25 protein-coding genes are annotated in these 25,800 nt (G+C 55.7%); all 25 read left to right on the forward strand.

Annotated features, from left to right (window positions below; all coding sequences use genetic code 11):
• The first annotated feature begins 337 nt into the window (after positions 1-337).
• The 25 genes from dtd (at position 338) to coaBC (ending at position 25,782) form a co-directional block, all read left to right on the forward strand.
• On the forward strand, positions 338-772 hold the full coding sequence (dtd, locus tag ACN085_RS01850) for a D-aminoacyl-tRNA deacylase (protein ID WP_419110395.1): 435 nt from the start codon (positions 338-340) through the stop codon (positions 770-772).
• 9 nt (positions 773-781) lie between these two features.
• Positions 782-2,200: a replication-associated recombination protein A gene (locus ACN085_RS01855; RefSeq protein WP_419110396.1), complete on the forward strand. Its 1,419-nt coding sequence runs from the start codon at positions 782-784 to the stop codon at positions 2,198-2,200.
• 327 nt (positions 2,201-2,527) lie between these two features.
• Entirely contained in the window at positions 2,528-3,160 is a 633-nt protein-coding gene (gene rpsD / locus ACN085_RS01860; protein WP_419099642.1) for a 30S ribosomal protein S4, read from the forward strand.
• 246 nt (positions 3,161-3,406) lie between these two features.
• Positions 3,407-3,814 carry a DUF948 domain-containing protein gene (locus ACN085_RS01865; RefSeq protein WP_419104534.1) on the forward strand — a complete coding sequence of 136 codons (408 nt, stop codon included), beginning with the start codon at positions 3,407-3,409 and terminating at the stop codon, positions 3,812-3,814.
• Positions 3,811-4,260 carry a peptide chain release factor 4 gene (locus ACN085_RS01870; RefSeq protein WP_419099644.1) on the forward strand — a complete coding sequence of 150 codons (450 nt, stop codon included), beginning with the start codon at positions 3,811-3,813 and terminating at the stop codon, positions 4,258-4,260. The genes ACN085_RS01865 and ACN085_RS01870 overlap by 4 nt, the downstream gene beginning before the upstream one ends.
• A 36-nt stretch (positions 4,261-4,296) precedes the next feature.
• Complete coding sequence (alaS, locus tag ACN085_RS01875) at positions 4,297-6,984, forward strand: alanine--tRNA ligase (RefSeq protein ID WP_419110397.1); 2,688 nt, start codon at positions 4,297-4,299, stop codon at positions 6,982-6,984.
• A 28-nt stretch (positions 6,985-7,012) separates the two neighbouring features.
• Positions 7,013-7,531, forward strand: coding sequence for a Holliday junction resolvase RuvX (gene ruvX, locus ACN085_RS01880; protein ID WP_419104557.1), 519 nt, complete (start codon positions 7,013-7,015; stop codon positions 7,529-7,531).
• Complete coding sequence (gene mltG, locus ACN085_RS01885) at positions 7,524-8,723, forward strand: endolytic transglycosylase MltG (protein ID WP_419099646.1); 1,200 nt, start codon at positions 7,524-7,526, stop codon at positions 8,721-8,723. The genes ruvX and mltG overlap by 8 nt, the downstream gene beginning before the upstream one ends.
• Positions 8,724-9,650 (forward strand): shikimate dehydrogenase, encoded by a 927-nt coding sequence (locus tag ACN085_RS01890; protein WP_419110398.1) that lies wholly within the window; start codon positions 8,724-8,726, stop codon positions 9,648-9,650.
• Between the two features lie 94 nt (positions 9,651-9,744).
• On the forward strand, positions 9,745-10,959 hold the full coding sequence (gene aroC / locus ACN085_RS01895; protein ID WP_419110399.1) for a chorismate synthase: 1,215 nt from the start codon (positions 9,745-9,747) through the stop codon (positions 10,957-10,959).
• A gap of 2 nt (positions 10,960-10,961) precedes the next feature.
• On the forward strand, positions 10,962-11,582 hold the full coding sequence (locus ACN085_RS01900; protein WP_419110400.1) for a shikimate kinase: 621 nt from the start codon (positions 10,962-10,964) through the stop codon (positions 11,580-11,582).
• A complete protein-coding gene (aroB, locus tag ACN085_RS01905; protein ID WP_419099650.1) occupies positions 11,579-12,673 on the forward strand; it encodes a 3-dehydroquinate synthase in 1,095 nt (364 codons plus the stop codon). Before ACN085_RS01900 ends, aroB begins: the two co-directional genes overlap by 4 nt.
• A gap of 130 nt (positions 12,674-12,803) precedes the next feature.
• Complete coding sequence (efp, locus tag ACN085_RS01910; protein ID WP_419099651.1) at positions 12,804-13,367, forward strand: elongation factor P; 564 nt, start codon at positions 12,804-12,806, stop codon at positions 13,365-13,367.
• 5 nt (positions 13,368-13,372) lie between these two features.
• Complete coding sequence (nusB, locus tag ACN085_RS01915) at positions 13,373-13,783, forward strand: transcription antitermination factor NusB (RefSeq protein ID WP_419099652.1); 411 nt, start codon at positions 13,373-13,375, stop codon at positions 13,781-13,783.
• 197 nt (positions 13,784-13,980) lie between these two features.
• The gene (pyrR, locus tag ACN085_RS01920; RefSeq protein ID WP_419110401.1) at positions 13,981-14,586 is read left to right on the forward strand and encodes a bifunctional pyr operon transcriptional regulator/uracil phosphoribosyltransferase PyrR; all 606 of its coding nucleotides are present in this window, start codon (positions 13,981-13,983) and stop codon (positions 14,584-14,586) included.
• Positions 14,583-15,566 (forward strand): aspartate carbamoyltransferase catalytic subunit, encoded by a 984-nt coding sequence (locus tag ACN085_RS01925; RefSeq protein WP_419099654.1) that lies wholly within the window; start codon positions 14,583-14,585, stop codon positions 15,564-15,566. The genes pyrR and ACN085_RS01925 overlap by 4 nt, the downstream gene beginning before the upstream one ends.
• 23 nt (positions 15,567-15,589) lie before the next feature.
• Positions 15,590-16,900, forward strand: a complete 1,311-nt coding sequence (locus ACN085_RS01930) for a dihydroorotase (protein ID WP_419110402.1) — start codon at positions 15,590-15,592, stop codon at positions 16,898-16,900.
• Between the two features lie 31 nt (positions 16,901-16,931).
• Positions 16,932-17,474: a hypothetical protein gene (locus tag ACN085_RS01935; protein ID WP_419110403.1), complete on the forward strand. Its 543-nt coding sequence runs from the start codon at positions 16,932-16,934 to the stop codon at positions 17,472-17,474.
• A 33-nt stretch (positions 17,475-17,507) separates the two neighbouring features.
• Positions 17,508-18,677, forward strand: a complete 1,170-nt coding sequence (gene carA / locus ACN085_RS01940; RefSeq protein ID WP_419110404.1) for a glutamine-hydrolyzing carbamoyl-phosphate synthase small subunit — start codon at positions 17,508-17,510, stop codon at positions 18,675-18,677.
• 11 nt (positions 18,678-18,688) lie between these two features.
• Entirely contained in the window at positions 18,689-21,994 is a 3,306-nt protein-coding gene (carB, locus tag ACN085_RS01945) for a carbamoyl-phosphate synthase large subunit (RefSeq protein WP_419110405.1), read from the forward strand.
• Entirely contained in the window at positions 21,991-22,851 is an 861-nt protein-coding gene (gene pyrF / locus ACN085_RS01950) for an orotidine-5'-phosphate decarboxylase (protein WP_419110406.1), read from the forward strand. Before carB ends, pyrF begins: the two co-directional genes overlap by 4 nt.
• Positions 22,852-23,081: 230 nt before the next feature.
• A complete protein-coding gene (gene mihF / locus ACN085_RS01955; protein WP_419099660.1) occupies positions 23,082-23,396 on the forward strand; it encodes an integration host factor, actinobacterial type in 315 nt (104 codons plus the stop codon).
• Positions 23,397-23,406: 10 nt separating this feature from the next.
• Positions 23,407-23,979, forward strand: coding sequence for a guanylate kinase (gmk, locus tag ACN085_RS01960; RefSeq protein ID WP_419099661.1), 573 nt, complete (start codon positions 23,407-23,409; stop codon positions 23,977-23,979).
• Positions 23,980-24,131: 152 nt separating this feature from the next.
• Positions 24,132-24,518: a DNA-directed RNA polymerase subunit omega gene (rpoZ, locus tag ACN085_RS01965; RefSeq protein ID WP_419099662.1), complete on the forward strand. Its 387-nt coding sequence runs from the start codon at positions 24,132-24,134 to the stop codon at positions 24,516-24,518.
• A gap of 13 nt (positions 24,519-24,531) precedes the next feature.
• Positions 24,532-25,782 (forward strand): bifunctional phosphopantothenoylcysteine decarboxylase/phosphopantothenate--cysteine ligase CoaBC, encoded by a 1,251-nt coding sequence (gene coaBC, locus ACN085_RS01970; protein WP_419110691.1) that lies wholly within the window; start codon positions 24,532-24,534, stop codon positions 25,780-25,782.
• The last annotated feature ends 18 nt before the right edge of the window (positions 25,783-25,800 follow it).

Genomic DNA, 25,800 nt, shown 5'->3' on the forward strand with positions numbered 1-25,800 from the left:
GCATTAGAACCTTCAGAGCAGAACAACCCGCCAATAGTTGGCGAAAGATTGCCAACCATGGATAATAGGGACAAAGAAAGGGGAAGCTGATGACAACTATCCAGGCTCTTGTTGCACCTTAGCCCAACAGGAAGATATCAAGCGGCGGAAAGTCCATAATGACCGGGTGCTTAAAATTATTAAAGAAATCGAAGCTAACCTTAAAGAAACCAGTTCTTCACCCAAAAACGCTTTTGGGATAAATAGATTTTTTATTGGGAGCTGAGGGCAAGTAATTCTGGCCAGGTTAGCTAAAACAAGATAGGTGTGCGGGCCACTAAAACTACAAGGAGAAAACATGCGCGTAGTCCTCCAAAGGGTGAGCTCCGCATCAGTTACTGTCGAGGAGCAGACGGTAGGCGCTATCCGTCAGACTGGCCTGCTAGCCCTTGTAGGTATAACGCACAGTGACGGCCCGGGGCAGGTTCAAAAACTTGCAGAAAAAACGGCCAACCTGCGCCTGCTGGAGGGCCAACAATCGGTGCTCGATGCCGGCGCACCGGTACTCGCAGTCAGCCAATTTACTCTCTACGGCGATGCTAAGAAGGGCCGCCGCCCCTCCTGGTCGCAGGCCGCCCCACGCCCTGTGAGCCAGCCGCTATTTGATGCCTATGTCCAGGCGCTCCGCGATATGGGGCTGACCGTAGAAACCGGAACATTCGGTGCTCAGATGCAGGTCGAGCTGACCAATGACGGGCCGGTGACCCTTATTCTCGATAGCGACCACCTTTAAGACAGCACCATGGATCCATCACTCTTTTACCTTGACGATACGCAGGACAACGGCGATGACCGGTCGGTTAAACGCACCCGTGAACGTGCCCCGCTGGCTGTTCGTATGCGACCGCGAACTCTTGACGAGGTCGTGGGCCAGAAACACCTATTGAAGCCTGGCTCGCCTCTGCGGCTCCTTGCGGGTGAGCAGGGTGGCCCCGCTGGCCCGTCCTCTCTCATTCTGTGGGGACCACCCGGGACAGGCAAAACAACACTTGCTAACGTAATTGCTGGTAGCGCTGGTCGAAAGTTTGTTGAGCTTTCGGCTATTACAGCAGGGGTTAGAGACGTCCGTTCGGTCATGGAGCAGGCGCTCGAAGACCGTGATTTTCGGGGGCTGACCACGGTACTCTTCCTGGATGAGATTCACCGCTTTAGCAAGGCCCAGCAGGATGCGCTGCTACCCGGTGTAGAAAACCGCTGGGTAGTTCTGGTGGCGGCAACAACCGAAAACCCATCATTTTCGGTGATCGCACCGCTTCTTTCCCGCTCGATTCTGCTCACCCTCCAAGGGCTGACAGACCACGACATTGCCCAACTTCTCAGTCACGCCCTGACTGATCCGCGCGGCTTTGCCGGGGCTGTTTCCCTCCAAGAAGAAGCCGCCGACCACCTGGTGAAGCTAGCCGCCGGTGATGCTCGCAGAGCGCTCACCGCACTTGAGGCCGCAGCAGCTGTTGCTTTTGGGCAAGCCCATGCTGAGGGGCAGAACTACTCGGTCAATCAACCCCTGCTTATTACCCTGGAGCATGCCCAAGAAGCCCTCAACCAGTCGCTGGTACGCTACGACAAAAACGGTGACCAGCACTATGACGTCACCAGTGCCTTTATCAAGTCCATCCGAGGCTCCGATGTTGATGCTGCCCTTCACTACCTTGCCCGCATGATTGATGCTGGGGAGGACCCGCGATTTATCGCCCGCCGCCTCATTGTCCACGCCAGCGAAGATATCGGCATGGCCGACCCCACCGCCTTAACCAGCGCCGTCAATGCTGCCCAGGCAGTCCAACTGGTGGGCTTGCCCGAAGCCCGTATTAACCTAGCGCAGGCAACAATCCATCTTGCCACAGCTCCCAAATCAAACGCAGTCTACCGGGCTATTGACGATGCCCTGGCCGATGTCCGTTCCGGCAAAGCCGGACTTGTCCCTCTGCACCTACGCGATGGCCATTACCAGGGAGCTGCCGCGCTGGGGCACGGTAAAGGCTATATCTACCCACACGACCAGAAAAATGCTGTAGCCCGCCAGCAATACTCACCGGATACACTCCTTGGGGCGGTCTACTACCGGCCAACTGTTTTCGGGAATGAACAAGCCATGGGCGACCGGCTCAAAAGGCTCAAAGCCTTACGGACACCGCTACCCCGTAACAGTGCCAGAGACTGAGTTGCCCGATAGAGATCTGCCGATAGCCATCGGTAAGCCCGGAAGCTATCTGTGTCAAAGAGCACTGCTTCATCTGCCGCAGGGGGCTGACAAGCTACCGTAGCCAGCGGTAGGCTAATACATTGGCTGGCAGACTATCCAAAACGCAGTAAGGTGCCGCTTATACGGTAGCCACTGATCACCGGATAGCTCGTAGTGATTAGAGTGCGGCTGCTCTACACTCTCCACCGCCCAAACCGTGGGCGGGTACTTGGAGGCCAGACCACCAGAACAATGGTGGAGTGCCCCACGCAGGGTTCCGCCAACCGCTAATGAAAAGGAAAAGCTGTGGCAAACCACAACCGTACCCGCCGTACCGTGCGCCAGTCCCGTGCCCTCGGCATTGCACTGACCCCCAAGGCAGAAAAGTACCTCGAGCGTCGTCCTTACGGCCCCGGCCAGCACGGCCGTAGCCGCAAGAAGGCTGACTCAAACTACGCTGTCCAGCTTCGTGAGAAGCAGCGTCTTCGCGCACAGTACAACATCCGTGAAGCTCAGATGCGTCGCGCCTACCTCGAAGCCAAGCGCATCGAAGGTCAGACCGGTAAGAACATGGTCGAGATTCTCGAAACCCGCCTGGACGCTCTCGTCCTGCGCTCAGGTTTCGCTCGCACCATCGCTCAGGCACGTCAGCTCGTTGTCCACCGCCACATCATGGTAGATGGCATCCGCGTTGACCGCCCCTCCTTCCGCGTCAAGCCCGGCCAGCTCATCCACGTTCACCCCAAGAGCGAGAAGATGGCACCTTTCCAGGTTGCAGCCACCGGCGCACACCAGGACGTTCTGCCCGACACTCCTGCTTACCTGAACGTTGAGATTGAGAAGCTCCACGCAAAGCTTGAGCGCGCCCCCAAGCGTGAAGAAATTCCCGTCACCTGCGAAGAGCAGCTGGTTGTTGAATACTACTCACGCCTGGCCTAAACCGCCTAGCTTGAACCGGCCCGCTTACCTGGCGCTATCTGGCGCTGGTGAGGCGGGCCGGCCTCATTTAATAACTAGACCGGAGTAGACCCATAGGCTCTTGATCTATCCCTCTGACAAGGTGTGATGCTCCCGACCGGCGAAACAGGGTAACTAAAATAGGTCAAGTCTTACTCTGTAAAGTAAGATTGTTACCAAATCGTGTTCTTTGACGCCGGCCCCTAGCCGGCAGAAAGCAGGTAATCCGTGAGTGGAGCCGACATTGCAGGCCTTATTGCCGCAGGCGTATTCGCCATCCTGGTTGCCCTGCTTGCTGTTCCTATCATTAAGCTCGGTAAGGTGTTTGACGAACTAACACGCACCATTCGCTCACTGAACGATGAGACAACCCCGCTGATTGGGGAAGTAACCAAAACCGTTGCCAGTACCAATGCACAGATTGAAAAAGTCGATGGTATTACCAGCAATGTTTCCGATGCCTCAGCCAATGTCTCGGCACTGTCATCATTGGTCACCTCAACGGTCGGACAGCCCCTCATTAAGGTCGCTGCTTTCTCCCACGGCGTCCGTAAAGCATTCAAGGGCGATGAAAACGCTCCTCAGGGCCGCCACCGTGCACCAGATAGCCCATCAGCAGGTGAGGACCTCTCATGAGTTTCCTCAAGAACCTTGTTTTGATTGCCGGGGGAGTAGCTACTGGCTACTTTGCCTCGCGGGCTACTACAACCTCCCCAACAGGGAGCGAGGTAGAACTTAAGCAGTCGGCTCACTTGCAAAAGGCTCTCTCCGAAGGTAGCACTATGGCCCAGTTCTTTGATTCCAAGTACGGCGCACCCTTTAAGCACACGGCGCTCAAGGCGCTCAACTTTGCGGCCTCAGTCAAAGCCGGTATGAACGAAAAAGAAGCCGAGCTCAAAGAACGCTTTGACCGCCAGGCTCAGGATCCCCGACCAGGCTCATTGGATAACTGGCACACCGGAGATCAGGACAGGAAGCGCGGCGAGATTATTGATTCAGAGGCACTCCCAGAGCTTGAAACCGAAGCTAGGCTCCGCCGCGATGCCGCTCTGGGCAAAGATTTTTTCGAGTCAACGAACTAAAAAGTTTTAACATACACAAGAAGGAAGATAGCCTCGATGCTCTCACAGGAAATCTCAAAGCGCTGGATCGACTTTTTCGAAAAGCGCGGGCATACCGTAGTACCATCTGCGTCGCTGGTATCCCATGAACCCGGTGCCATGTTCACTATTGCTGGCATGGTGCCCTTTATCCCTTACTTTCTGGGCCGTGAAGCCGCTCCCTACTCACGCGCGGTAAGCGTCCAGAAATGCATCCGCACCCTGGATATCGACGAGGTCGGCAAGACCGCCCGCCACGGTACCTTCTTCCAGATGGCCGGCAACTTCTCCTTCGGCGACTACTTCAAAAAAGAAGTTATCCCCTGGGCCTACGAGCTGCTGACTTCGTCCCCTGAAGACGGGGGCTACGGCCTTGACCCTGAACGCCTGTGGGTTACTGTCTATGAGGGCGACGATGAAGCTTACGACATTTGGGTAAACGATGTTAAGTTCCCCGCTGAACGTATCCAGAAGATGGGTATGGCCGAGAACTACTGGTCAACCGGCCAGCCCGGCCCGGCAGGCCCCGACTCAGAGATTTTCTACGACCGTGGACCCGAGTACGGTAAAGATGGTGGGCCCGCGGCCGATGATGACCGCTACATCGAAATCTGGAACCTGGTCTTCATGCAGTACCAGCGTGGTGAAGGCACCGGCAAGGACAGCTTCGAGATTCTCGGTGACCTCCCCAAGAAGAACATTGACACCGGTTTGGGTGTTGAGCGTCTTGCAATGCTCCTGCAGGGTGCAGAAAACTTCTACGAGACTGACCAGGTTCGCCCTGTTCTCGATGCCGCTTCAAAGCTCTCAGGTAAGAAGTACCACGGTTCAGAGAACGCCCAGGATGAAGGCTACGACGATGACGTGCGTATGCGTGTTGTAGCAGACCATATTCGTTCTTCGCTCATGCTGATTGCAGACGGGGTTACCCCCTCCAACGAGGGTCGCGGCTACATCTTGCGTCGCCTGATGCGCCGCGCTATTCGCGCTATGCGTCTGCTGGGCGTTACTGAGCCCTGCCTACCCGTCCTCTTCCCCGCTTCACGCGATGCAATGGCCGGTGCTTACCCCTACATCGCTGATGATTTCGAACGCATCTCACGTATTGCCTACGCCGAAGAGCGTGCCTTCTTGAAAACCATCGAAAGCGGTACTGAGCGTCTGGAAGGTGCCGTTAAGGCTGCTCAGGCTGCGGGGCAGAACCTTGTTTCCGGTGCCGAGGCTTTTGCCCTGCACGATACTTACGGTTTCCCCATTGACCTGACTCTGGAGATGGCAGCGGAAGCCGGCCTGACCGTTGATGAAAAAGAGTTCCGTGCCCTGATGGAAGAACAGCGTCACCGTGCACAGGCCGATGCTAAGGCTAAGAAGGGTGGCATGGCCGATCTTTCTGTTTTCCGTGAGCTCGCTGATGAACGCGGCTCGGTCTTCACCGGCTACGATCAGCTCCGCACCGAGACTACCTTGCGCGCTCTACTGGTAGACGGCGTGAGCGTTCCTGCCGCTTCTGCTGGCCAGAAGGTTGAAGTTGTCCTTGACGAGACCCCCTTCTACGCTGAGGCCGGTGGCCAGGCTGCCGATACCGGTGTCATCACCGGTAACGGGTTCGTCATTGATGTTTCGGACGTTCAACAGCCCGTTAAGGGTCTTTCTGTCCATCGTGCTGTGGTTCGTGAGGGCGAAGCGGTGAGCGGTTCAGCTGTTGTGGCGCAGGTCGATGTTCAGCGCCGCCAGGATGGCGAGAAAGCCCACTCCGGTACCCACATCATCCACGCTGCACTGCACCAGGTTCTGGGCAAAGAGGCAACCCAGCGGGGCTCTTTCAACAAGGAAGGCTACCTGCGCTTTGACTTCGCCTGGGGCGAGGGGCTTTCTGATGCCGCTAAGCAAGAAGTTGAAGAAGTCGCTAACATTGCGATTCGCGATAACTTTGAAACTGTGACCCGCCAGATGCCTCTCGATGAAGCTAAGAAGCTGGGTGCTATGAGCCTCTTCGGTGAGAAGTACGGCGAGACTGTTCGTGTTGTCGAGATGGGCGGGGACTTCTCCCGCGAGCTCTGCGGGGGCACTCACGTTGCTTCAACCGCCCAGATTGGTTCGCTGACCCTGCTGACTGAGCAGTCTGTAGGCTCGGGTAACCGCCGTGTTGAGGCGCTGGTTGGTCTTGACTCCTTCAATCACCTTGCAACCGAGCGTACCCTGGTTAACCAGCTCACAGGTCTGCTCAAGGTTCAGTCTTCGGCCAATCTGCCCGATAAGATTACCCAGACTCTGGCCAAGCTTAAGGAAGCTGAAAAGGAGCTCGCTAAGCTCCGCAAGGAAAAGCTCCAGGCCGAGGCAGGCCGCTTAACCGAATCCGCCGAGATGGTGGGGACTGTTCGTACTCTGCTCCACAATGCCGGTGAGCTCGATGCCGGTGCCGTTCGTGAGCTGGCTCTTGACCTGCGTTCACGTCTGGGCGAAGATGCCGCAACCGTTGTTGTTGCCGGTGTAAACAACGGCCGTCCGGTAATCCTTGTAGCTACCAACCAGGCTGCTCGCGATGCCGGTGTTAAGGCCGGTGCGCTAGTTCGTACCGCTACTTCCGTTCTGGGTGGTGGTGGCGGTGGCAAGGACGACCTTGCCCAAGGCGGTGGCCAGGACGCCACCAAGATTGATGAGGCATTCGCATCAATCCGTCAAGCTATTTCGCAGCTGGGGGCCTAAACCGGTGACATTCACAAGAGGCCGCCGCATGGGAGTCGATGTGGGTAATGCCCGCGTCGGCTTGGCCCTGTGCGACCCCGATGGCATACTCGCAACCCCGCTCAAAACCCTACGTCGCGATCTGAAGAAGAACTCAGACAGACGTGTGCTTCGTAAACTCATCGAGGTCAACGAAGTCACGGAGGTTTTTGTGGGACTACCTAAAACGATGAGCGGGGGAGAGAGCTCCTCCACAGTCATGGCTCGTGAGTACGCCGAGGCCCTTGTGAATGAGCTGGCCGCTGAGTCACAGCAAGTACCTGTGTGGTTGGTGGATGAACGGCTCACTACTGTAAGCGCACACCGTTCTCTTCATGAGGCTGGTGTCTCCAGCAAAGAATTCAAAACAATGGTCGATCAGGTGGCCGCAGTCAACATTTTGCAACATGCGGTCGATACCCTTAAGGTGGGTCAGCATTTACCTGGTTATCAGGTGGAGCTGACAGAACCCTCCACCTTATCTGCCCCAAGCACCTTCAACCATGAAACGGAGAACCCGAATGTCTGAAAACTCGAGTTCTAGCCGCCCTCCGCGTCGACGCACCCTGCGGACCCGGAACCAGCAAACTGATCTTGAGGGCCTGCTTGGTGGTGCCGTTGTTGCTGATCAAGAAGAATTCAGCAGCGATGAGCGTGAACGCGCGAAACGTCGAAGCCGTAATTTCGTGATTTCAGCCGGTCTTGTCTTTGCCGTTGCGCTTGTTCTGGTTATCTCGATTATCAGCCCGCAGATGGGATGGTTCCAGCGTAAAGATTTTGCTGGAAGCGGTAACGGTACTGAAGTGACCTTCACAATTCCCGAAGGCGCCTCGGTCATTGGCATCGCTAATTCCCTTGAAGAACAAGGAGTTATTGCTAACGCCGATCGTTTTCTTCAGGTCTACTCCGATAAGGCTTCCGACCAGTTCTTCCAGCCAGGGGACTACACCCTGCAAAAGGAAATGAGTAGTTCTGCCGCTCTCGATGAGTTGCTTCGCGTTGATGAAGCCAATACCAACTATGTTGCAATTGCCCGGACCTGGCGCATGGATGAAACACTCGATGCTCTTGCTAAAGGCACGGGTATCAGTCAGCAAGATTTTAAGAACCTGGCTGAAAAACCCACCAGCTTTGGTATCCCGTCTAAGTTCCCTACAATCGAAGGTTTCTTGTACCCGGGTGAATACCGTTTCCCCAAGGAAGCATCTGCTCAAGAAATCCTACAGATTATGGTTGACAACACCTTGAACCAGCTTAAAGAGGACGGGGTGAGCGGTGACGACCGGATCTTCCATGTCATCACGGTAGCTTCGATTCTGGAGTTTGAGGGCCGCGAAAAGGACTACTTGCCGATCGCAGGTGCAATTGAAAATCGACTGAACAACCCCGATGGCGAAACAAACGGTTACCTGCAGTCGGATGCTACGGTAGCCTACGGGCTGGGCATTAAGAGTTATCACATCTCCGATGCCCAGAAACAGGACTCCAGTAATAAGTACAACACCTTCTACTACCAGGGTTTGCCTCTCGGTCCTATTGGCTCACCGGGTGCTGCGGCCATCAAGGCGGCAGCTAACCCCGAGAAGAATGACTATTACTTCTGGGTCACAGTGGACCTGAGCACCGGTGAGACCCTGTTTGCTAAGACCTACAGCCAGCACCTTAAGAACGTAGAAGTCTATAACAAGTACTGTTCTGCTCACCCGGATGAGTGCCAGTAGATGAGTGACAGCTTGACCTCGTGCCCCAAGGCTTTTGTCTTGGGGCACCCCATTAGGCACAGTAAGTCGCCAGCGCTACACCAGGCCGCCTACCGGGTTCTGGGGGAGCAGATCGTTTATGAGTGTCTCGATACAGTAGAGGACCAACTAGCCTCTGTATTCGAGTGTTTTGGCCCCCACAGCTCAACCTGCGGTTTTTCGGTCACTATGCCCCTTAAATCCGCTGTTATGGCCTACCTGGATGAGCTGACCCCATTCGCTCGTGCGGTAGGGGTGGTCAACACTGTTTACTGGAGAGAGATAGAGGGCCTGTGGCGGTCTTTTGGTCACAACACCGATGTCTCTGGAATTGTGAATGCCCTGAGACAGGAAGGTTTGTTGGGTCTACCTGCCCGTGCCGCTGTTTTGGGCGGAGGCGGTACCGCAACCGCAGCATTGGCTGCCCTACGTTTTATGGGCTCTACCGGGGTAGATGTCTTTGTGCGGGACCCACGTCGCGCAGAGGGAGCCCAGCAGGCCGCGCAGCGGTTGGGTATGGACCTAACTTTTATCCCGCTTGCTGAGTTCTGGTCTAGGCTCGAGGACTATGAGCTGACAATCAGTACGCTACCTGCGGGGGCAGCCGACAAGGTGGTCGAAACAGGGCCCCGCGCACAGCGAGCGGGCTACCTTCTTGACGTGTCCTATGACCCCTGGCCGTCCAAGCTAGCCTTGGCTTACCAAGAATCTGGCGGGAGGGTAACCAGCGGCCTTGAAATGCTCATGTACCAGGCAGTGGACCAGGTCAGGCTCTTCACGGGCCGGTCGCTTGAAGATTATCTACCTTACGAGCAGCAGGTCCTGGAAGCTATGCGAAAGGCTGTGGACCTACCGCTGACGGGGTACCTACCCCAGCAGGTCAGTGATCCGAGCACACTGGGCATGTAGGTTAGCCCGAATGGTGGTGCAAGAGTTGCTATCACCGGGCTTTTTTGGAAATCTTAGACAGTAGACCCACAGGTAATGATAAAGAAGGTTAGAGATGTTGCGTTGGCTAACAGCCGGTGAATCACACGGCCAAGCATTGGTCGGAATTATCGAAGGTGTCCCTGCCGGTCTTGAGCTGACCAGCCAGATGGTGCGCGACGCTCTGGCCCGTCGCAGGCTCGGTTACGGTCGTGGCGCACGAATGAAGTTTGAGGAAGATGCTGTGCGTATCCTGGGCGGTGTTCGCCACGGCAAGACCCAGGGCGGACCCGTAGCGCTTGAGATAGCCAATACCGAGTGGCCTAAGTGGGTCGATGTCATGTCTTCTGACCCGGTAGACCCCGCACTGCTTGAAGGCCGTGCTCGCAACGCGGCTCTGACCCGCCCCCGCCCCGGCCACGCAGATTTTGCCGGTATGCAAAAGTATGGCTTCGATGAGGCTCGCCCGGTGCTTGAACGCGCTAGTGCCCGCGAGACCGCAACCCGCGTTGCCCTTGGCGTAGTTGCCTCTCAGATTTTGAAGGCTCTTGATGTTGAGCTAGTCAGTCACACTACAGCGATAGCTGGGGTAGAGGCCCCCGCAGATGCTGCTCGCCCCACCCCGCGCGATGTGCAGGCCTTGGACGCTGATCCGCTTCGCTGTTTCGATGCCGCAACCTCTGAGGCTATGGTGGCATGTATTGATAAGGCCCACAAAGATGGTGAGACCCTGGGCGGGGTTGTTGAGGTACTGGCCTACGGCTTGCCCCCGGGACTGGGTTCTTACGTGCACTGGGACCGTCGTCTGGATGCACGTCTAGCCGCAGCTCTGATGGGGATTCAGGCTATCAAGGGTGTTGAAGTCGGTGATGGTTTTGAAACTGCCCGCAGGCCTGGCACTCAGGCGCACGATGAAATCCTTCCGGGTGATGCAGGAGTCCAGCGTGCTTCTAACAAGGCCGGCGGTATTGAAGGCGGCATGACCATTGGCGACCTCTTGCGCGTTCGTGCGGCTATGAAACCAATTGCAACCGTGCCCAAGGCTCTGGCGACTATTGATACCTCAACAGGCCAAGTAGCAAAGGCGCACCATCAGCGTTCTGACGTGTGTGCTGTTCCCGCCGCAGGCGTGGTTGCCGAAGCTATGGTAGCGCTGGTGCTTGCCGATGCCGCTCTCGAGAAGTTTGGGGGCGATAACATTGCCGAGACTAGGCGCAACCTGGATGCCTACCTGACGGCTATTCCTAAGTCGCTGGCTTGGGAATCTAAGGTAGCAGGGTGGAGCAAGTAACCATGCCCTCCCGGTCCCGTACTCACGCGATCGATATGACTGAGGTTCTGGCTCCTAACCAGGTACGAGAGGTTCAAGAAACCTATATCGAAAAGTCCCGCCCCGTTGTCTTGATTGGCCCCATGGCTGCTGGTAAGTCCTATATTGGCACCCACTTGTCTCGCTTTTACGGTTACGAGTTCCTTGATTCAGACCATCTGATTGTCGAGAAGTACGGAAAGATTTCACAGATTTTCGGAGACTACGGCGAAACTGAATTCCGTAAAATTGAAGCCGCTGTCATTGAAGAAGTCCTGTCTTCCCCTGCCCGACGAAACACTATTTTTTCTCTGGGCGGGGGAGCACCTATGACTGACGCCGTCGCTGAGATTCTAAAGAATCAGACTGTGGTGTATATCAAGGTCGATGCAGAAACTGTGGCACCGCGTATCCAAAACAGCAAGACCAGGCCTCTCTTGCAACCTAATCCTGTGGAAAAATGGTCGGAAATTTTCGAGTCGCGGAGGGGACGCTATGAGTCTCTAGCCAGTTATACGCTCGATGCAAGAGGCGGCAGAAGTATCACCGCTATGACCGCCGAGATACAGAACTTCATCATCACAACCCGAAAAGGTGGAGCATGACTACAAGAGAGACAACCGTCATTCCGGTAACAGGTTCACAGCCGAGCGAAAACTATCGGGTGCTGGTTGGCCATGATCTGCTCGGACAAATCCCCGAGATTCTAGGACAACGTACGCGGCGGATTTTGGTGATTCATCCCAGAGCACTCCGCTCGACCGGTGAGCTTGTCATGGATCAGATGCGTAGAGCCGGCTTTGAAGCTTTTTCGGCTGAAATTCCCGATGCTGAAGAGGGCAAACACATTCAGGTTGCGGCTTTCTGCTGGCAGGTATTGGGGCAGAACGACTTTACCCGCAGCGACGCGGTGATTGCAGTTGGTGGTGGGGCGGTCACGGACCTGGCTGGCTTTGTTGCTGCCACCTGGTTGCGTGGAGTACGCGTTATCCACATCCCAACAACTCTACTGGGCATGGTGGATGCTGCCGTCGGGGGGAAAACCGGCATTAACACTGCCGAGGGAAAAAACCTGGTGGGTGCTTTCCACCCGCCGGCAGCTGTGCTCTGCGAGCTGGGTGTCTTACGAACTTTGCCGGAGCATGAGCTATTGACCGGTATGGCGGAGGTCGTCAAGTGTGGTTTTATTGCCGACCCGGTTATTCTCGATCTGATTGAGCAGAACCCCTCCAAGGTCCGTGATTCTCAGTCCCATGTGGTACGTGAACTTATTGAGCGGTCAATTAGGGTCAAGGCCGAGATTGTCTCTGAAGACCTGAAAGAAAGTGGCCGCCGTGAGTTCCTCAACTACGGGCACACTCTGGGCCACGCTATTGAACATGCTGAACGCTACCAGTGGCGTCACGGTGCTGCGGTAGCAGTTGGCATGGTCTTTGCTGCTGAGCTGTCACTGGCTGCCGGCTACTTGGACGAGGCAACGGTGGAGCGTACACGCGCGATCTGTCAGTCTCTCAATCTGCCGATCACTTACCCGGCCGATCGCTGGACAAAGCTACTAGAAACTATGCGCCGAGATAAAAAGGCTCGCGGTAGTCTTCTGCGGTTTGTGGTGCTTGAAGGGCTGGCTAGGCCCCGTATCTACGAAGTTCCCGATGACTCAATTCTCTTCATGACCTACCAAGAGGTTGCGGCATAGCCGCTATAGCAGAAGCCCAGACGGTGTGAAACTCGCCAAGTAATCGCACAATCACCCGGGGAAGCGGTAGACTGGTCTACGGTTTAACCCGCAACGCTTATTGAAAAATTATTTATTAGAGGAGAGTCTGTTGGCTACTACCGCAGATATCAAGAACGGTGTCGTTCTGAAAATTGATGGCAATCTCTGGTCCGTTATCGAGTTCCAGCACGTAAAGCCCGGCAAGGGTGGTGCCTTCGTCCGTACCAAGCTACGCAACGTCACCAGCGGCAAGGTAGTTGATAAGACTTTCAACGCAGGTGCCAAGGTTGAGACTGCAACCGTTGACCGTTCAGACTACCAGTACCTTTACCAGGACGGCACTGACTATGTCTTCATGGACCTCAAGACCTACGATCAGATCAATGTTTCTGAGATTACCGTGGGCGATGCCGCTAAGTTCATGCTGGAAAACCAGACAGCTACTATTGCCATGTACGAGGGTTCACCTCTGTACATTGAACTGCCCGCATCTGTAGTCCTCGAAATTACCTACACCGAGCCCGGCCTGCAGGGGGACCGTTCAACCGGTGGCACCAAGCCTGCAACCGTTGAAACCGGCGCTGAGATTCAGGTTCCTCTCTTCCTTGAGACCGGTACAAAGGTCAAGGTTGACACCCGTACTGGTGAATACCTGGGTCGCGTCAACGACTAAGTACCGTGAATTCAAGAACCAAAGCTAGACTTCGTGCCCTCGAAGTCCTGTTTGAAGCTGACCAGCGTGGCGATGACATCCTTGATGTTCTTACCCGACGACGTATGCATACCTCAGCACAGATTTCCCTGTACTCCGAGCAGGTGGTTCGCGGTGTCCGTGACCACGCCGAAGAAATTCGGGAGTACATTGAAACCTATTCGCAGGACTGGACTATGGACCGCATGCCCAGTGTTGACCGTGTTGCACTGCAACTTGGTGCCTGGGAGCTTCTCTACAATGATGAGATTCCCGATGCGGTAGCTATCTCAGAGGCCACCGGCCTGGTAAGGCTCCTCTCAACCGATGACTCACCCAAATTTGTCAACGGTTTGTTGGATCGTTTGCGCCAGGTTAAGCCGACCCTTCTGGCATAGTTCCTACTTTTTATCCCCACCCGCTCATTGAGCAGGTGGGGATTTTGCCTTCGGGCCTTGGGACTGCACAGCGATAAGGTGCGTCCCGTACGTAATATTTTTGTGGTCCTCATACCACCGGGTAACCTGACATGGTAAATTGAAGTGCGACAGCAACCTTTAAGTCCGTCCTGTGAGGCGGGGAAGGAGGCCGGCACATGATGGATACCACCGGTGTATCTTCAGACCCAGAACACCAGAGAGTGATTCTGGAGCAAGCCGACATAGAGCGTGCGCTCACGCGCATTGCACACGAAATTTTGGAAGCCAACAAGGGCAGTGAAAATCTGGTTCTGCTGGGTATTCCACGCCGAGGATATCCTCTTGCCGAAAGGATCGCCGCTAAGATAGCGCAGACTGATTCCGGCTTTAATCCAGCCTTTTCGCTCGGCCAACTCGATATCACCATGTACCGTGATGATCTCAGGTCTATGCCCGGGCGAACCCCACAGCCAACGCGCCTACCGGCTGCCGGGATTGACGGCAAGAATGTGGTATTGGTCGACGATGTCCTCTACTCAGGGCGGACCATTCGGTCCGCTCTCGATGCCCTCAAAGATTACGGTCGCCCAGCGGTAGTTCGGTTAGCCGTTCTCGTGGACCGGGGCCACAGGCAACTACCTATCCGGGCTGACCATGTGGGAAAGAACCTGCCCACCAGCTCCGGCGAATCCGTCAAAGTCCTCTTGGAGAGCATAGACACTATCAGCGACCGAGTAGTGATTATTGAGAACGCATCAACCAAACAGGGGGCTGGTGCATGAAACACCTACTGGATACCCAAGACCTGAGCCTGCTAGAAGCTCTCGATATTCTCGACACCGCCGATTACATGGGTGAAATCGGCCAGCGCGAGGTCAAAAAACTGCCCGTCCTTCAAGGCAGAACCGTTGTTAATCTGTTCTTCGAGGACTCCACCCGCACCCGCCTCTCATTTGAGGCAGCAGAGAAGCGGCTCTCTGCAGATATCATCAATTTTTCCGCCAAAGGGTCTTCTGTTTCCAAGGGCGAATCTCTTAAAGACACTGCTCAGACCTTAGCGGCTATCAAGGCTGATGCAGTTGTTATCCGGCACAGTGCCTCCGGGGCACCCCAGCGTTTAGCCCAAGCCGGTTGGATTGATGTGCCTGTTCTCAACGCCGGTGATGGAACCCACGCCCACCCTACTCAGGCTCTGCTCGATGCTATGACTCTCCGGCAGTTCAAGGCCCGTGTTGAGGGGCGCGAGACCCGAGGACTCACCCTTGAGGGCATGCGGATCGCCATTGTGGGCGATATCCTGCACTCCCGTGTAGCCCGCTCCAACCTCTGGCTACTTCACACCTTAGGCGCAACCGTTAAGTTTGTCGCACCACCGACCCTGCTACCAGTGGAAATCGAACATTGGCCAGCAGAAGTTTACTACGACCTTGACGATGCGATTGAGTCAGGCCTTGATGCCATCATGATGTTGCGCATCCAAAAAGAGCGTATGAACGACGCTTTCTTCCCCTCCAGCCAAGAATATTCCCGCCGCTGGGGGCTTACCCCTGAACGCTTTATCAGGCTTGATAGCGCTAGCCATGAAACCGCAATTCTGCACCCCGGCCCCATGAACCGAGGTCTAGAGATTTGTGCCCAAGCAGCTGATTCACCCCGCTCCTGGGTGCTTCGCCAAGTCACTAACGGCGTATCGGTCCGTATGGCCGTGCTCTATCTACTCATGACCGGTGGCTCATCCGCTGACTTCTACTCGGGTTCCTAACCCCGCAAGGAAAAGAGAACACTATGACCTCTCATCTTTATCTCATCAAGGGAGCATCACTGCTCGGTGAAAAGACCGCCGACATTCTCATTCGCGGCGGGAAGATTGCTGAAGTGGGGGAGAACCTTCAAGCCGCTGAAGCTCAAATCATTGAGGCTAAGGGGCTCATCGCTCTGCCCGGCCTGGTCGATTTACACACCCACCTTCGTGAACCCGGCCAAGAAGACGCAGAAACCGTAGAAACCGGCAGCCGTGCGGCAGCTCTGGGCGGTTACACCTCAGTCTTTGCAATGGCTAACTCTAAGCCTGTAGCCGATACCGCTGGTGTTGTCGAGCAGGTCTATGAGCTGGGCCGCGAATCGGGTTGGGTTCACGTTCAACCTATCGGTGCCGTCACCGTAGGCCTGGCAGGAGAGCGGCTCTCAGAAATTGGTGCTATGGCAGATTCACGTGCTCAGGTACGCGTCTTCTCGGATGATGGCATGTGCGTATGGGACCCGGCCTTGATGCGCCGCGCCCTGGAATACGTCAAGACATTCAACGGTGTCATTGCCCAGCACGCCCAGGAGCCGCGCCTGACCCAAGGCGCCCAGATGAACGAGGGCAAGGTATCAGCTGAGCTAGGCTTGGCTGGCTGGCCCGCGGTAGCTGAGGAATCTATCATTGCCCGCGATGTACTACTTGCAGATCACGTTGGTTCGCGTCTGCATATCTGCCATCTCTCCACCAAGGGCTCGGTAGAAATCATCCGCTGGGCCAAAGAACGGGGAATTAACGTCACCGCAGAGGCAACCCCCCACCATCTACTGCTAACCGATGAGCTGGTGAGAACCTACGACCCCGTCTATAAGGTCAACCCACCCTTACGGACCGAAGAGGACGTTCTGGCCCTGCGCCAGGCAGTTGCCGATGGGATTATTGACATCATCGGTACTGACCATGCCCCGCACCCGGCAGAAAGCAAGGACTGTGAGTGGGCATGTGCAGCTAACGGGATGACCGGGCTTGAACAGGCTCTCTCCATCGTGCAGAAAACCCTGGTCGACAGCGGGTACATCAGGTGGGCTGATGTCGCCCGAATCATGAGCACCAAGCCTGCTGAAATTGGTCTAGCCAACCAGCAGGGACGCCCCCTAGAAGCCGGAGAACCAGCAAACCTAGTTCTGGTTGACCCCGCAGCGACCCGCCTGATTGACCCGCAGGCTCAGGCAACCAAGGGTAAAAACAACCCCTACCGCGGTCTCGAAGTCCCCGGCATGGTTGTTGCCACTTTCTACAGCGGCCACCCCACCGTGCTTGATGGCAAACTCAATTCCCCCGTTCCCGCTGCCTAATTTGGGCACCAACCACAGATTAGAGAAGACCGTGCAGGAAAAGCTCATCCCCACCCTCATTCTGGCCTTCCTCTGCCTCCTTATTTTCTGGGCAATGCGGGCAGGCTGGAAAAGTCGTCAAAAGCGGCAGGTACAGGTGGGGGAGTTGCCCCCCGTACCAGCCCACTACGACGATGCCGAATCCGTCCTGGCCGTCCCCGGTGTTTACATTGCCACCACGATCATGGGGGACTGGCTCGATAGAATCGCTACCCAAACCCTGGGAGTCAAGGCAGCAGGAACTTTCTTTGTCTTTGACGATGCACTGATTATTGCACGTGATGGTGCCGAAGATATCTGGATTCCCGCGACCGACATTATTGCCGTGAGAACAGAGTCAGGTATGAGCGGCAAGTTCGTTGAAAAGGACGGCCTGGTCATGGTGTCCTGGTCCTTGAACGGAAACGCAGTCGATACCGGCTTCCGCACTCAGTTTGCCATCGATAAGCAATCTTTGCTCTCCGCTATCCGGGCTATCGCGCCGCAGGCATCCACAACCCTGCCCGATTGGCCTGTCTCAACTCTTAGCCGCTAACTGCGGCCTAACCGACCAAGATTAAGAGGAAGTGTGAATTTGTCTCAGCAAGCCAGTACCCCCCAAACCGCCGTCCTTGTCCTTGAAGACGGCACCGTCTACCGTGGTGAAAGCTACGGAGCTATAGGTTCTACTCTGGGCGAGGCGGTTTTCTCTACCGGCATGACCGGCTACCAGGAAACCCTCACCGACCCCTCCTACGCAGGGCAGATCGTTATCCAGACCGCCCCCCACATCGGTAATACGGGTGTCAACAGGCAAGACGCTGAATCTCGACGTATCTGGGTTGCCGGCTACGCGGTTCGTGATGCGGCTCGTCGCCCTTCCAACTGGCGCTCCGAGCGTTCTCTGGATGAAGAACTGATTGAGCAGGGCATCGTGGGTATTCAGGGCATCGACACCCGCGCTCTGACCCGTCACCTGCGCAGCGCCGGTGCCATGCGGGCCGGTATCTTTACCGGTGGCCATGCAGAACAGCCTGTTTCTGAACTGCTTGAAAAGGTCAAAGAAGCCGCGCCCATGAAGGGGCAGAAGCTGGCAGATCGCGTCTCCGTTGAGGCCGCCTACACTGTTGAACCGGCTGACTGGGGCTGGGACGGCCCTGTGCGGGCCACTCTGCTTGCTCTTGACCTTGGGATTAAGGCCATGACTCCTCAGCGCTTCGCAGAGCGCGGTGTGCGTGTTCATGTCCTTCCTGCATCCGCAACACTTGAAGAAATCAAGGGCTTGAGACCTGACGGTGTCTTTTTCTCCAACGGCCCAGGTGATCCCTCGACAGCCGACCAGCAGGTTGAACTGCTCCAGGACATCCTGCGAACCGGCACTCCCTTCTTCGGAATCTGCTTCGGCAACCAGTTGCTGGGCCGTGCCCTGGGCTTTGGCACCTACAAGCTACCTTTTGGCCACCGTGGCATTAACCAGCCCGTGCTTGACCGCACCACGGGCAAGGTAGAGATTACTGCCCAGAACCACGGTTTCGCTGTTGATGCACCGCTTGATGGCCCTGTGACCGCCCCCAACTCAGAGTTTGGTCGTGTAGAGGTCTCTCATATCGGCCTCAACGATCAGGTCGTAGAAGGTCTGCGTTGCCTCGACATCCCGGCCTTCTCGGTTCAATACCACCCAGAAGCCGCGGCTGGCCCGCACGATTCGGCCTACCTTTTTGACCGTTTCATTGATCTCATGCTCGAAAAGAAGAACTAAGGAAAAGAACCATGCCCAAGCGTCACGATCTCACATCAATTCTGGTCATCGGTTCAGGCCCCATCGTTATCGGTCAGGCCGCCGAATTCGACTACTCAGGTACACAGGCCCTCCGCGTGCTCAAAGATGAAGGTGTACGCGTCATTTTGGTCAACTCCAACCCGGCCACCATCATGACCGACCCCGAGTTCGCCGATGCCACCTACATAGAACCGATTACCCCAGAAGTCATTGAAAAAATCATTGCCAAGGAAAAGCCCGACGCAATCCTGCCTACCCTGGGTGGCCAGACCGCCTTGAACGCGGCTATCTCTCTCGATGAACAGGGAATCCTGGATAAGTATGGTATTGAGCTTATCGGTGCAAACATCGAGGCTATCAACCTGGGTGAAGACCGAGAAGCCTTCAAGGGTGTCGTCGAACGTGCTGGTGGCGAATCTGCCCGGTCAGTCATTGTTCACACCATGGAGGAAGCCCTTGAAGCGGCCAAAGAACTGGGCTACCCCATGGTGGTTCGCCCGTCTTTCACCATGGGTGGTCTTGGCTCCGGCATGGCCTACAATGAGGCCGACCTGCACCGCATTGCCGGTGCCGGTATCCAATACAGCCCCACCAGCGAAGTCCTGCTCGAAGAGTCAATCCTGGGCTGGAAAGAATACGAGCTGGAAATGATGCGGGACAAGAACGATAACGTGGTTGTCGTCTGTTCCATCGAAAACTTTGATCCGGTCGGTGTTCATACCGGTGACTCCATCACGGTTGCCCCGGCCCTCACTCTGACCGACCGTGAGTACCAGCGCCTGCGTGATATCGCTATCAAAGTGATTCGTGAGGTGGGCGTTGATACCGGTGGCTGCAACATCCAGTTCGCCATTGACCCGGCTACCGGCCGTATCATCGTCATTGAGATGAATCCCCGTGTGTCGCGCTCTTCAGCTCTGGCCTCCAAGGCAACCGGTTTCCCCATCGCAAAGATCGCAACCATGCTCTCGCTGGGCTACACCCTAGACGAAATTCCCAACGATATTACCCAGAAGACTCCGGCTAGCTTTGAACCTACCCTTGACTACGTTGTGGTTAAGGTTCCCCGATTTGCCTTTGAGAAGTTCCCTGCGGCTGATCCCACTCTGACTACCACCATGAAGAGTGTGGGAGAAGCTATGGCTCTGGGCCGTAACTTTACTGAAGCTCTGCAAAAGGCTATGCGCTCCATGGAGCAAAAGGGCTCGACCTTCCGTTTTGACCAGCCCCAGCTCAGTTCTGCTGAGCTGTCAGAGCTGATTGAAAGTAGCAAGGTGGCAACCACCGAGCGTATCTTCCAGGTCCAGCGAGCTCTGCTTGCAGGTGCCACCGTTGAACAGATCTACCAAGCAACGGCCATCGACCCCTGGTTCCTGGACCAGCTGGTTCTGCTGAACGAGGTGGCTGCTGAAATCGCCCAGTCCAAGACACTCAACGAGCGGACCCTGCGCCTCGCTAAGCGACATGGCTTCTCCGACGCGCAAATCGGTGAGATTCTGGGCATGAACGAGGCAGTGGTTCGGGGTATCCGCCATGCTCTCAACATCCGCCCGGTCTTCAAGACTGTAGATACCTGCGCCGCTGAGTTTGAGGCTTTTACCCCCTATCACTACTCTTCCTACGATCTTGAAGATGAGGTAGCGCACCACGAGAAGCCCTCCATCATGATTCTTGGTTCAGGGCCAAACCGCATCGGCCAGGGTATCGAGTTCGACTACTCCTGCGTGCATGCCTCCTTGGTCCTGCGTGAGGCCGGCTATGAGACCGTCATGGTTAACTGCAACCCCGAGACTGTCTCCACTGACTACGATGTCTCCACTCGCCTCTACTTTGAGCCCCTCACCCTAGAGGACGTCCTGGAGATTGTTGAGGCAGAGCGCCGAACTGGAGGCCTGATGGGTGTCTTTGTTCAGCTCGGTGGGCAGACCCCGCTCAAGCTGGCTCAGGAGCTTAAGGCTGCTGGTATTCCGATTCTGGGTACCTCGCCCGAGGCAATTGACCTAGCCGAAGACCGCGGTGAGTTCTCACGCGTCTTGGAAGAAGCCGGCCTGATTTCACCCAAGAATGGCATGGCTTTCACCTTTGAGAACGCCAAGAAGGTTGCTGACGAGATCGGTTACCCGGTCCTGGTTCGCCCATCCTACGTCTTGGGTGGCCGTGGCATGGAGATTGTCTACAGTGAAGAACAGCTGGCCCGTTACCTGGAAAATGCAACCGAGATTTCGCCCTCTCAGCCTGCCCTCATCGACAAGTTCCTCGAGGACGCTGTCGAGATTGACGTTGATGCTCTCTATGATGGAAGGGAGCTCTACTTAGGTGGGGTCATGGAGCATATTGAAGAAGCCGGTATTCACTCTGGTGACTCGGCCTGTGCCCTGCCGCCTATCACGCTCGGCCCCGATCTTGTTGAGCAGGTCAAAGAGGCAACCCTCAAAATCGCTCAGGGTGTTGGTGTACGGGGTCTGATTAACATTCAGTTCGCTGTCGCGTCTGAGATTCTTTACGTCATTGAAGCCAATCCCCGCGCTTCGCGCACTGTTCCTTTCGTCTCAAAGGCAACGGGTGTACAGCTCGCTAAGGCCGCAGCTCTGATTGGTGCAGGTAAGACCATTGCCGATTTGAAGGCCGAGGGCTACCTGCCCACTAGCATGGACGGAGCATCACTGCCCGCTGGTACCGCGATTGCTGTCAAGGAAGCGGTGCTCCCCTTCAGTCGCTTCCGCACCCCCGAAGGTATCGTTGTTGATTCCCTACTGGGCCCGGAGATGCGCTCTACCGGTGAGGTTATGGGCCTGGACCGCTTCTTTGACACCGCTTTCGCTAAGGCTGAGAAGGCAGCCGGTTCCAGCCTACCGACTGAGGGTAAGGTCTTCGTATCGGTGGCTAACCGCGACAAGCGCAACTCGATTATTTACGTCAAGATGCTTCAGCAGCTTGGCTTTGAGATTGTTTCAACAGGCGGTACCGCAGAGGTGCTCCGACGAAACGGTGTTGAATCGCAAGTTGTTGCAAAGATCGCTGATACACCTGAGGGGGAGCGTTCTATCGTTGATTTGATTCGTGATGGCGAAATCAACCTGATTTTCAATACTCCCTCCGGTGGCCAGGCCCGTGGCGACGGCTACGAGATTCGTGCGGCTGCTACCTCGGTTGGTTGCCCGGTCATGACCACGGTTTCAGAATTCGGTGCTGCTGTTCAGGGTATCAACGCTCTGCGTGAGTATAGCTGGGGCGTCATGAGCCTACAGGAACACGGCGCTTCCATTGCTGCCGCGCTGACTCAGGAGCAGGCATGAGTGCCCGGGTAGGTTTCGGTGATCGCCTTGCAGCGGCTATGGAGTCGCGCGGGCCTCTGTGCGTAGGGATTGATCCCCACCCGGGTTTGCTTTCTGCCTGGGACCTGCCTGATACCCCGGAGTCCTTAGAGGCCTTTGCTTTGACAGTGCTTGAAGCTTGCGGGCCCGTTTCAGCAGCGCTCAAGCCTCAGGTTGCCCTATTTGAGCGCCACGGATCTGCTGGCTTGGCCGTACTTGAAAAACTGCACCGGGTGGCAGCTGATGCCGATGTGCTGATTATTGCTGATGCCAAACGCGGCGATATTGGCTCCACTATGGCCGCTTATTCCGATGCCTGGCTGGGGGAGCGTTCACCTCTGGCAACAGACTCTGTAACTCTGAGCCCCTACCTGGGCTTTGAATCGCTTCGGCCAGCTCTTGATCAGGCAGCGCAGACCTCGCGCGGCGTCTTTGTTCTTGCTTTGACATCTAACCCTGAGGGCAAGACTGTTCAGCATATCGGTGGGGAGCACTCTGTTGCTAAGGGAATTGTCGATGCCGCTTGCCAGGAGAACGCTCAAGGCCACTGGTCTGTTATGGGGCCGTGCGGTTTGGTGGTCGGGGCAACAGTGGGTCCAGCTCTTCAGGAGCTTGGTATAGACCTAGCCAGCTTCAACGGCCCAATCCTTGCTCCTGGGTATGGTGCACAGGGCGCAAGTGCGTTAGATCTTTATAAAGTGTTTACCGGGGTTAAACAACAAGTGCTTGTTAATTCGAGCCGCGGTGTACTTGTGTCGGGACCTGATGCTATATCTTTGAGAAACGCCGCCGAACGTTCGCGAGACGAATTGATCAAAGCGCTTCTCAAGGCAGAGTAATCATACAAATGGTGGGGAATTATTCAATTTCCCACCATTTTTTATATTGTTTCGTGTTACTCATGGGTAACATCTTCCATAATCGCCTCTGACATGCTAATTTGTAAATGTTGGTTCGCAGTAGGCGTGTATCACCCCCAAAAAAATGAGCATCTGCTCAGATTCACCCTACCCAACACCTTATGAACCCCCGTTGCCGGTAACGGCACCTCGCACAGAAGGATACGATTATGCCTCTACAACCTCTGACCGAAGAACAGCGCGCAGCCGCCCGCGAAAAGGCCAAGAAAGCTCGCGTTACCCGCGCAGAAATTAAGAATGCTGTCAAGACCAAGCAAATCACCATTGCAGAGGTCCTTAAGCGCGCTGAAACCGATGAAGCAGTCGCTAGACTTAAGGTGACCGATTTGCTCACCTCCCTGCCGGGCGTGGGTGAGGTTCGGACCGAAAACATTTTGAACGACCTGAATATTGCCGCCTCCCGTCGCTTGCGTGGCCTTGGCATCCACCAGCGTAAGGCGCTTATTAACCTTCTCGATCGATAGGGAACACCGCATGACAGAACAGACAGCCACACCTCAGCTCACCGTACTTGCTGGCCCTACCGCCGTCGGCAAAGGGACGGTTTCTGCTTATATCCGTGAGCATTACCCGGAGGTCTGGTTCTCTGTCTCTGCCACGACCCGTGATCCCCGCCCCGGCGAAGAAGACGGTGTCCACTACTACTTTGTCTCCGACGAAGAGTTCAGCTCCATGGTTGAAAACCGGCAGATGCTGGAGTGGGCTACCGTTCACAATAGCTACAAGTACGGCACGATTCGTTCTATGGTGCAGAAGCAGCTCGATGCGGGTAAGCATGTATTGCTAGAAATTGATTTGCAGGGGGCACGTCAGGTCCGCAATGCCATGCCCGAAGCTCAGCTCATCTTTCTTGCTCCCCCCAGTTGGGATGAGCTTGTTGCCCGCCTGATTGGTCGCGGAACGGAATCAGCGCAGGAGCAAGAGAGTCGCCTGGAAACAGCCAAAATTGAATTAGCAGCTGAACCCGAGTTTGACCACACTGTCATTAACGAGACAGTAGCCGAAGCGGCTGAAGAGATTATCAAGCTCATGGGTATTGGGCGTTAGGTTTTATGGCAGGGGGCGGCAGACTAGGGGAACATCACCCTAAGACGCCGCCCTTTTGCGTGACAAAAAAACCGTTGACCGATAGTATAGGTAGAGTTTTATGCCGTCGTTATTTTCGATGGCCAGCAAGCATAGTCAAGATGGAGTCTTAAGTGGCAAACGCACACAACGATGAAGGTATCATCAATCCCAGCGCAGACGCTCTGATCCAAAAAGCTGAGTCGAAGTACGGTCTGGTGATTTTTGGTGCTCGCCGTGCACGCCAGATTAACGCCTACTACTCTCAGCTTCACGAGAACCTCTACGATCATGTTGGTCCTCTGGTTGATTCTGAGCCCAACGAAAAGTCACTTTCCGTGGCTATGCGTGAAATCAACGAAGGCCTGATTGAGTCACGACACATCAAGGACGGCCAGTTCGACGAAAACGGTACCCTGATTCACGAAGATGAGCCCAGCGCTTTCCTTCCCGGCAATGACTTCTACATCGATGAACCTTTTGTAGAGTACGTCGATGCAGATGGCACTCAGCAGGCCTAGCGGCTCATCACCGATGCGAGTCGTTATAGGCATTGGAGGGGGCATTGCTGCATATAAAGCAGCAATGCTCCTTCGTCTTTTTGGTAAAGCGGGCCATGAGGTTATCGCTATCCCCACCCAAGCCGCGCTCAAGTTCATTGGGCAGCCCACACTCGAGGCTCTCAGCGGTAACCCTGTCTCTGTAGACGTGTTTGAGCGAGTGCCCGAGGTCAACCATGTGCGCCAGGCTGAGCAGGCCGATGCAGTGATTATTGCACCGGCTACAGCAGATTTGATGGCCCGCCTTGCAGCGGGTCGGGCAAACGATTTGCTGTCGGCAACAGTTCTGACCACCCATGCCCCAGTTATTCTGGCACCCGCTATGCACACCCAGATGTGGGAGCACCCTGCCACCCAGGCCAATGTAGCCACGCTTCGGTCCTATGGCTACCGGCTTATTGAGCCTGCTGTTGGCCGGCTCACCGGCCCAGATTCCGGGGTTGGCAGACTACCTGAGCCTGAAGAAATTTACGCTCAAGCCCTAGCTGTCCTTGGTTGGGGCCGGGAACAGGGCTCCTGCGCTGAGACTGTCTCGAAGCCACTTGCAGGGCAGAGGTTGCTGATTACTGCAGGTGGCACAAGGGAGGCCCTAGACCCGGTCAGGTTCTTGGGCAACCGCTCATCGGGTAAGCAAGGGGTTGCTCTTGCCCAAGTAGCAACCGACTTAGGGGCAAGGGTTCATCTGATTGGAGCCAACCTAGAAGTCAGGCCACCGTCAGATCTAGATAAACTGACCCTTGTCACCAGCGCCGAGCAGATGCGCAGGGCTGTATTCGACGCCTTATCTGAGTCGGATATGGTAATCATGGCGGCAGCAGTTGCTGATTTCAGGCCTGCAGACTACACCGACTCCAAGATTAAAAAGACCGATGATCCGCTGGCCGATCCGGTTATTCGCCTAGTGCGTAATCCCGATATCCTGCGTGAAATCGTCCTGCACCGCCAGAACAATCCTGAGGGGGGACCAAGGACTATCGTGGGGTTTGCGGCCGAGACCGGCGATGACACGGCTACCCCGCTGGAGTACGGTCAAGCAAAGCTGACACGAAAAGGGTGCGACTATCTGGCCGTAAACACCGTCAGCCCTACGCTAGGTTTCGGAGCAGATAATAACACAGTTACGCTTTTGCCCAAAGATGGGGGAGAGCACTTGGTCGCCCAAGGCACTAAAGAAGACGTGGCTCGTGCGCTTCTGCTTCATATCGCGCAACAAACCCAACAGTAGTTAACTTTATAGCCCGCT

The organism is Rothia sp. P4278 (assembly GCF_048512945.1).
Taxonomy (GTDB): Bacteria; Actinomycetota; Actinomycetes; order Actinomycetales; family Micrococcaceae; genus Rothia.